Source organism: uncultured Campylobacter sp. (assembly GCF_938018035.1).
Classification (GTDB): domain Bacteria; phylum Campylobacterota; class Campylobacteria; order Campylobacterales; family Campylobacteraceae; genus Campylobacter_B.
On record NZ_CALIJF010000215.1, the window covers coordinates 1 to 7,750 of the forward strand.

The window sequence follows — 7,750 nt, forward strand, 5'->3', positions numbered from 1 at the left end:
TTCTCGCCCTCGAACCACAGCCCGCAAAGCCCCGCCTCATCGCCCGCGAGCGTGATTTCGCCAAGCGGCGAGTCGTAATATGCGATAAATTTCATAATTGCTCCTATTTTGCGCTTTTACGATTAAATTTAGGCGCCGCAAACAGCGCCTAAATTTCCCAAATTTCTAAAATCTGCGGACAGATTTTAGCTACGCTTTGCTTAAATTTCGCCTTTTGCGCGCTACTCGGGTCGCCAAGGGCTTCAAATTTGCAAAAAAGCTCGGCGATCTTTAGCCAGCCCGCAAGATTTAGATCGAATTTTTTCAAATTTGCCTCGGACAAAAACTCCAAATCATGGTCGTAAAACGCGATCTCGCCGCCAGAGCTTAGCAACCAAAGATCGCCGCTGCCGCCGTCTGCAAATATACAAAACTCGCGCAACAGCCCGCTATCGCCCTCAAAAGGAAATTTCGCCGCATCGTTGCAGCGCGCGATCTCGTGCTCTTTCAGCACTCTAAAATCGCCCGCAATCTCCCTGCCGAAGTATTTGCCTAGGGAATTTTTCAGCTCGTTTTTGTTCAAAATTTAACTCCTCCGCTTTAGTTTCGCTTTTTGACATAAAGCATAAAAAAGCCGACCATCGCCGCGAAGATCACGCACATCGCAAGCGTCACGATGAGCGTGCCGTGCGCCGAGCCGCTTAAAAATAGCCCTGTCGTGTTCATCCCGAAAAAGCTCGTGATGAAATTTAGCGGCAGCAGCAGCGACGAGATGATCGTGAGAATGTAGATGTTGCGGCTGATCTTGTCGTTTTTGAGACTCTGGATGAATTGATAGATATCCTCGATCCTGACGGCGTATTCGCTCATCACGCCCTTGAAAACGCCCGCTTCGTAGGCGTAGTTTTTCAGCCGCTTTTTAAGCGCCGGCTGCTCGTTTCCACAGATGAGCAGCGCCTCGTAGAAATGCGAAATTTTGTTTTGAAATTTGCGGATTTCGTATTTTAGGACAGAGTGCCTTTTCATAAATTTTGAAAAATCGCCGCGACGCGTGTAGATTTTTTCGTAATTCTCAAGCTCTGCGGAGTGCTCTAAAATTTTATCGCGATACTGTGCTAGGATCTTTTTTACGACTGTGAAAAACTCCTCCTCGCTGCTAAGCCGCACCTCGGCGGTACCCTCCTGCAAATAGATCGCGCCTGCGTCGAAAATAAAGCGGTAGTTTTGCTCGCGCGGCGCGTCCGTCACGAAGTACACATACTCGCGATCCTCGGCGTAGTAGTAGCCCGAAACGCTGCGCTTTTCGGTAATCGGGTTCAATTAAGCCTCCTTATTCAATCGTTTTAAATTTACGGAATTTCAAAATTCCGCTCAAATTTACAGAATTTTGAAATTCCGCTGCCACTTAAATTTTATCGTATTTGGAATTTCAAAACTCTTTGACGCTTGGAATTTTAAAATTTTGTGAGCTGTAAATTTCGGCTAAATTTTAAAATTTCGCATGCCGTAATTCAACCCCTATTAAAATTTAACGCGAGCCGTAAGGCTCGCACCGCTTAAAGCGTTGTCGTGGGATGGGTGGGGTTTGGGGCGGGAAGGGGAGCGACCTCGCAATTCAAGCCCCCTTCCCGCCCCGAAAGAAATACACAAAGAGCGAAAAATACTAAAATTTAACATAGTGAAATCTTTATAAATTCGAGCCGGCGTATGCGTTACACATAATCCGTAAGGGGGCGGCGCTCAGAGTTGCGAGGCGCGCCCGCCCCCTTACCAACCCCCACCCGCGCGACGCTAGCGGTGCGGACTGCGTCCGCGCTAAATTTAAATTGCGGCTCATGCCGCATAAAATTTTAGTGTAAAAGCCAAGCTACAAATTCCGCGGCAAAATTCTACGTTAAAAGCACCCATGCTCTTGCAAAATCTCGGCGAAGGCATGGATGAAATGAGCGAATTCCGCATCATTCGCGCTGGCGTCTGAAGCGAAAGGGCCTTTGAGCTAGAGCCTAAAGCGAGACGACCTTTGAGCCGAAGCCCCCTTCTGCGGGCATGCCGTCGCGAAAGCCCTTGACGCTTGGGTGCGATTTTAAAAACTCCTTGACCGCGAACGCGAGCTTGCCCGTGCCGATGCCGTGCTTTACGATGATCTCATCAAAGCCCATCACGAGGCTCTGGCTGATGAATTTATCAAGCCTGCTGATCGCTTCCTCGGCGCGCAGGCCGTGCAGATCGAGCACGAGCGACGCGGAGGCGGGCTTTTGCACCTTGATGCTGATGTTTTTTGCGGGCGCGGGCGCCGCACCGCTGCGCTTTAGCTCGCTAAGCGGCACGCGCAGCCTGATGCCGTCGCTTAGCATCAGCGCCTGGGTTTTGCTGAGCGATAAAATTTCGCCCTTGATCTTGCCGTATTTTACGCGATCGCCCACCTTGAGGTTTTGCGGCTCCGGCGTGCTGAGTTCGGGCTGCTGCACGGCTCGTGCGAGCTCGTTTGCGCGGTTTATGGCGCGCTGCTTTTCGCGCACGTCGCTTAGGCTCACGCTGCGTTTGGCCTCCGAAATCGCGCGGTAGTATTCGTTTTGCAGCCTTGAAAGCTCCGCCTTCAGCTCGCTTTGCGCGCGCTCGCGCTGATCTTTTAGCGCCTCGCTCAACGCGTCTAATTTCTCCTCTTTTTGCTGCATCTGCGCCAGCTTTTGTTTTAGCTCAAGCTCTAAATTTATCGCTTTTGAGATCGCTTCGTTCAGGTTTTCTTTGTTTTCGCCGTAGTTTTTGCGCGCCGCGGCGATCAAATTTTGCGCTATGCCGTAGCGCAGTGCGGTTTCAAAGGCGTAGGATTTGCCGATCGTGCCCTTTAAAAACTCATACTTCGGCGCGCTGTTTTTCTCGTCGTAAAGCGCCGCCAGCAGCTCCACGCGCGGATCCTTCGCCAGCAGCATCGCTAGGCGCTTATGATGCGTGGTGATGATCATTTTTACATCGCCGCTTATCAGCTGCTCGATCATCGCGCCGTATAGGCTCGCAGCCTCCTCAAAATCGGTACCCAGCTCGATCTCATCGACGCCGATTAGAATTTCTTTGCGCCCGAAAAGCTTGCTAAAGGCAACCATCCTGCCCGCAAAGGTCGAGATGTCGTTTTTGGAGTTTTGCGGATCCTCCATTATGAGCTCGAACTCCTTAAAGGTGCCGATGCGGCTGAGGCTTGCGCGAATAGGCATCGGAAAGAGGTATTTGGCTAGCAGCGCCGCGCTTAGAATGCTTTTTAAAAGCATCGATTTTCCGCCCGCATTCACGCCGGTGATGAGCAGAATTTTGCCGCTAAACTCCACGCTCACGCGCTTTGGGTTTTTAAGCGCGGGGTGGGCGAAGCTATCTAATACGATGTCGCGCGAGGGCTCAGGCAGGACGAACTCATAATCGCTCGCTCTTGCCATCGCGGCGCGCGCAATCAGCGCGTCGATCGCGTCGAAAGCGGCGTTTATAAATTTTAAAAAAGCTAAATTTTTATTAAAAACCGCGCTGATCTGCTTGCAGTGCTCGAAAACGATCTGCTCTTTCTTATCCAAAATCGCGCTTTGAGCGGACTTCAGAGCCGCGATCGCGTGGGGAAGCACGTAAAAATAGCCTCCGCTTGAGCGCGCTACGACGCTGCCTTTTAGCACGTGATTAAAGCCGCCGCGCACCAGCAGAGCCTCGGTGTCGCTTATGTAGTGGATCTGCGTGTCGGCGAGATAGGGCGAAAGGGCTTTGGAATAGATCAGCCTTTTTAACGTCTGCTCGATCTCGCCCTTTTTTATTTTAAACGCCTCGTTCAGCGCGCCGAAGCGCTCGTCTATCGCATCGCGAAAGCCGCCCTGATCATCGAAATAATCCTTTAATTGCGCGATGGGCTGCGGGATCTCGATCTTTGCAAGCCAAGCGGCGAGTTTGCCCTCAAAAGGCTGCTTTTTGAGATACAAAAAATATCGGACGATCTTGCTAAACTCGTAAATTTCGCTGATATGAAGCACGCCGTGCTTTGAGATGCGCATCAGAGCGTCGTCTAGGTTTGCGACGTTCTCGCATTGCGCGAGATCAAATTTCGTAAGCTCTGAAATTTTTTCAAAATTTAGTTTGCTATCGCCGCTTAAAAACAGCGGCTTTTCGCGCGCCAAAAAGCTTTTAAATTTCGCTAGATACTCGCTCAAATCGAGGCGCGTAAAGAGTTCGTCACTGATCATAAACGCACTCTTTAATCTTGTAGGTTTTACCCTTAAACTCCGCGCCTGCGCTTTTTTTGGCGATGAAAGCGCCCATCGAAAAGGAGTAGGTGAAGCTCTCTCGCGTAACGATCTGCGCGGAGTTTTGCGGATTAGAGTTTTGCGTGTCGTCTAGTTGCGCGGAATGTTGCGTAGAATTTTGTGCAGCGCGGTTCTGCGTATCGCCTTGCTGCGTAGAATTTTGCAAAGTAGAGCTTTGCGCAGAATTTTGCCCGCTCGAAACAGCGTCGCTAGTTTGTGCGGCGGAAGCCTGCTCGTTCGTTTGGGCGGTTGAGCTTTGCGTATCATTTGCTTGCGCGGCGGAAGCGGCCTCGCCCTGTGCATTTAAATTTGCTTCGCCGTGTTGCGAACCTAAATTTTTTGCATTCGCGCCGCGTGTTTCGGCAGCGGAATTTATCGCGCCGCCGCATCTTAATCTGGCACCTGCGTTAAATTTAAACACCATCTCCTCTTCAAGCTTGGCGGATCGCTCGCTTGCGCTTTCGTAAAAATACGCCCCCGCGCACAGCAGCACAATCAGTGCCGTGGCGATGATTTTGGCCCTTTTGCTTAAAATTTCGTCCCGCACGAAAAAGATCGCCGCGATAAATAAAAATGCGAAAACAAATACTAAAAATCTCAAATTTTATCCTTGCCCGCTCGCAGCGGAGTTTGGCTCGTAAATTCAGCGAGAGTTTTCAAGCCTAAAATTCTCCGCGCAGCTGATAGGTGATGTCGCCTGCGCCAAATCCGATCACGAGCCCGTCGTTTATGATGTGGCGGACGCCGAAAATATCGCTAAATTCTATCTTCTCGCCGTTTCTAAAGACTCGCTCGGTAAATAGCGCTCCGAGCCCCTTAAACTCCTCTTTCAGATCGATGCCGTTGCTAGGCTCGCCCGCAGCGTAAACGGGCAGTACCACTAGCTCCAAAGCGCCCGCAAAGCACTCCTTAAAAGCGTTTAAATTCGCCTTAAGTCTGCTCCATCGGTGCGGCTGAAAGATCGCCGTGATCTTGCTAAGCCCTAGCAGGCTAGCGTATTCGCGCGCGCTTTGCAGCGTCGCTCTGATCTCGGTGGGGTGGTGGCCGTAGTCGTCGATGAGCACGAAGTTTGGGGTAGCGCACAGGATGTCGAAGCGCTTTTTGATCCCTTTATAATTTAGCAAATTTTTACGGATCTGCTCTAGTCCCGTCTCGCACGCAGCGGCTAGAATCGCTAGCGACGCATCAATCGCGATATGCCTTCCGAGCCCGTAAACCTCGAAGCGTCCGAGCTCTTTAAGATTAAAACTCATAAACGGCTGATGATCGCGCAGCAGCACCTTCAGATCCGTTATGTCGCGCGAAGGAAAGAGCTTGATACAGCCGAGTTTGATGGAGCTTAAAAACTCATCCTCGGCGTTTATCACGCGGATCTTGGCGCGTTCCAAAAAGCCGCGATACGCCGCGTGAAATTTATCCAAATCGTTGTCGTAATGATCCATATGCTCGGGCTCGGCGTTGGTCACGACCGCTACGTAGGGGTTGGAATTTAAAAAGCTCGAATCGCTCTCGTCGGCTTCAAAGATGATGTTTTCGCTATTTTCATATTTCATATTCGAGCCGAACTGCTTGGAGATCGCGCCGATGATGACCGAGCCGTTTATCAGCGCCGAGGTTATCGCGCTGGTGGTGCTTTTGCCGTGCGCGCCGGCGACTGCGAAGACGCGCTTGTCTTTTAGCACGAAGGGCAGGGCCTCCTTGCGCGAGAGGCAGACGATCCCCTTTTTGCGTGCGGCTTGCAGCTCGACGTTGTCCTCTTTGATCGCGGCGGAGTAGATGACGATCTCCTGATCCTTGATCGCCGAAGCGTCGTGCGGAGTGATGATCTCCATGCCGCTAGCTCTTAGCTTGTAGGTCGTCTCGCTCTCTTTGATATCAGAGCCTGAGATGATAAAATTTTTCTCGTGTAAAAATCTCGCTAATGCCGATATTCCTATGCCGCCGATGCCGATAAAATGAACCTTTTTCACCTTTTTCCTTAAATAATTACGTTTAAATTTTTAAATCCCGCGTCGGCGAAATTTAAAAGTTTAAACCATTTCGCGCGCCTTGAAATTCGTCTTTAAATTTTACGAGCTCGCAGCGTCGCGCAACCCCGTCTCGCTACTTTCGAAAGTGCTTTTAAAATTTAAGCGCTCGAAATTCCGCACTCAAATCCGCTTTGAAACGGAGTGCTTAAATTTTACGGCTCAAACTCACCGTTAAAATTTAGAAGCGAGCAGGGCGCTGCCGCGCCTGCTGCATCGTATCGCGCACCAAAGCCGCGTAAATTTCATCGCACGTCCACTATTTAAATTTAACGCCTAAAATTTTGCCGCTTAGGCTCCGCGGTAAAACCTATTTGCCGCTTTATGCTTTAAATTTAGCCGTTAAATTTAAAATTTCGTCGAAATTTTAAATATCGGTGCGCCCGTTGATCGCCTTTATTAGCGAGAGCATATCGACGTTGTCTAAGCTCACGCCCGTAGGCACGCCCTGAGCGAGCTTGGTAAATTTCAAACCCAGATCCGCGAGTTTGTCCTCGACATAAAGCATGATGCCGTCGGAGTTGATGCCCGGCGTCAGCGCAAATATCAGCTCGCGCGCGCCGTTTCGGCCCACCATCTCGCGCAGCGCCGCGATTTTATCTTCGTCAGCGGCGTCTAGCACGAAGTAGCGACCGTTGTAAATTTTATTGCTCTCTAAAATAAAGATATCTTTGGGGTTTTCGACGATGCAAATTTTATCGCTTTCGCGCTCCTCGTCGGCGCAGTATTCGCAGATCTCGCCCTCGCATACCGCACCGCAGATGCGGCATCTGTGCAGTCCGCGCACCGCCTCTTCGATATTGTGCGCTAAATTTAGCCCTAGGAAGGAATTTTGCACGCTTACGTAGTACGCAAAGCGCAGGGCGGATTTTTTGCCCACGCCGGGAAGCTTTTCAAAGCTCGCGACGAGCTCTTCGAACCTGTCTGTGCCGCTCATATAGCGCCCTTCGGCGAAAAGACGATCGAGAAGTAGTGCGTGCCGTCGCTGTAATTGTACTCGAAGCGGAATTTATGCAGCTCGCAAATTTTATCGATGATGTAAAGTCCAAGCCCCATGCCGGTGGCTTTCTCGTCTTTATTTCTGATAAAGGCTTGCTTGTAATGCTCGAATGATTTTGCAAGCGCCGCTCCGCGATTGGCGACACTTACTTTATTTTCGTCGCAGATGATGCGGACTTTTTTATCGCTGGAGTATTTTAGGGCATTGTCGATTAAATTTTTAATCGCCAGCGCAAATAGCCCGAAATCCACGTTTATCACCGCATCGCACTCGATATCCGTGCTGATGAGCTCGTCCCAGTTATCGAGCATAGACATATCTTTGACCTGCTCTAAAATGAGGCTGAAATGATAATCCTGATAATTTAACGAGTAGCTTTTTGAGAGCAGTTGCTCGATTTTAGCAAACTCGTTGATTAAAATTTCAAGCCGCTCAAAAACGTTTACGAGTCGCACCTTTTGCGTCTCGTCCTC

At 50.3% G+C, this 7,750-nt stretch carries 7 protein-coding genes and 1 pseudogene; all 8 read right to left on the reverse strand.

What is annotated here, in order from left to right; translation table 11 throughout:
- Positions 1-95 (reverse strand): annotated as a pseudogene (locus tag Q0257_RS13070) (6-O-methylguanine DNA methyltransferase); the annotation flags it as partial.
- Between the two features lie 53 nt (positions 96-148).
- Positions 149-562, reverse strand: coding sequence for a hypothetical protein (locus tag Q0257_RS06705; RefSeq protein ID WP_298023190.1), 414 nt, complete (start codon positions 560-562; stop codon positions 149-151).
- A 17-nt stretch (positions 563-579) separates the two neighbouring features.
- A complete protein-coding gene (locus Q0257_RS06710; RefSeq protein WP_298023193.1) occupies positions 580-1,299 on the reverse strand; it encodes a CorA family divalent cation transporter in 720 nt (239 codons plus the stop codon).
- A 683-nt stretch (positions 1,300-1,982) separates the two neighbouring features.
- A complete protein-coding gene (locus Q0257_RS06715) occupies positions 1,983-4,190 on the reverse strand; it encodes an endonuclease MutS2 (RefSeq protein WP_298023196.1) in 2,208 nt (735 codons plus the stop codon).
- Positions 4,180-4,851, reverse strand: a complete 672-nt coding sequence (locus Q0257_RS06720; protein ID WP_298023199.1) for a hypothetical protein — start codon at positions 4,849-4,851, stop codon at positions 4,180-4,182. The genes Q0257_RS06715 and Q0257_RS06720 overlap by 11 nt, the downstream gene beginning before the upstream one ends.
- Before the next feature lie 61 nt (positions 4,852-4,912).
- Positions 4,913-6,220, reverse strand: coding sequence for a UDP-N-acetylmuramate--L-alanine ligase (gene murC, locus Q0257_RS06725; RefSeq protein ID WP_298023200.1), 1,308 nt, complete (start codon positions 6,218-6,220; stop codon positions 4,913-4,915).
- A 424-nt stretch (positions 6,221-6,644) separates the two neighbouring features.
- Entirely contained in the window at positions 6,645-7,214 is a 570-nt protein-coding gene (gene recR, locus Q0257_RS06730) for a recombination mediator RecR (protein WP_298023201.1), read from the reverse strand.
- Positions 7,211-7,750: ATP-binding protein (locus Q0257_RS06735; protein ID WP_298023202.1), on the reverse strand; the 540-nt coding region annotated here is incomplete at its 5' end. The genes recR and Q0257_RS06735, both read right to left, overlap by 4 nt.

Bases quoted from the DNA above. Each gene is read 5' to 3' on its own strand.
- Q0257_RS06715 (WP_298023196.1), bottom strand. From the start codon at position 4,190: ATGATCAGTGACGAACTCTTTACGCGCCTCGATTTGAGCGAGTATCTA.
- recR (WP_298023201.1), bottom strand. From the start codon at position 7,214: ATGAGCGGCACAGACAGGTTCGAAGAGCTCGTCGCGAGCTTTGAAAAG.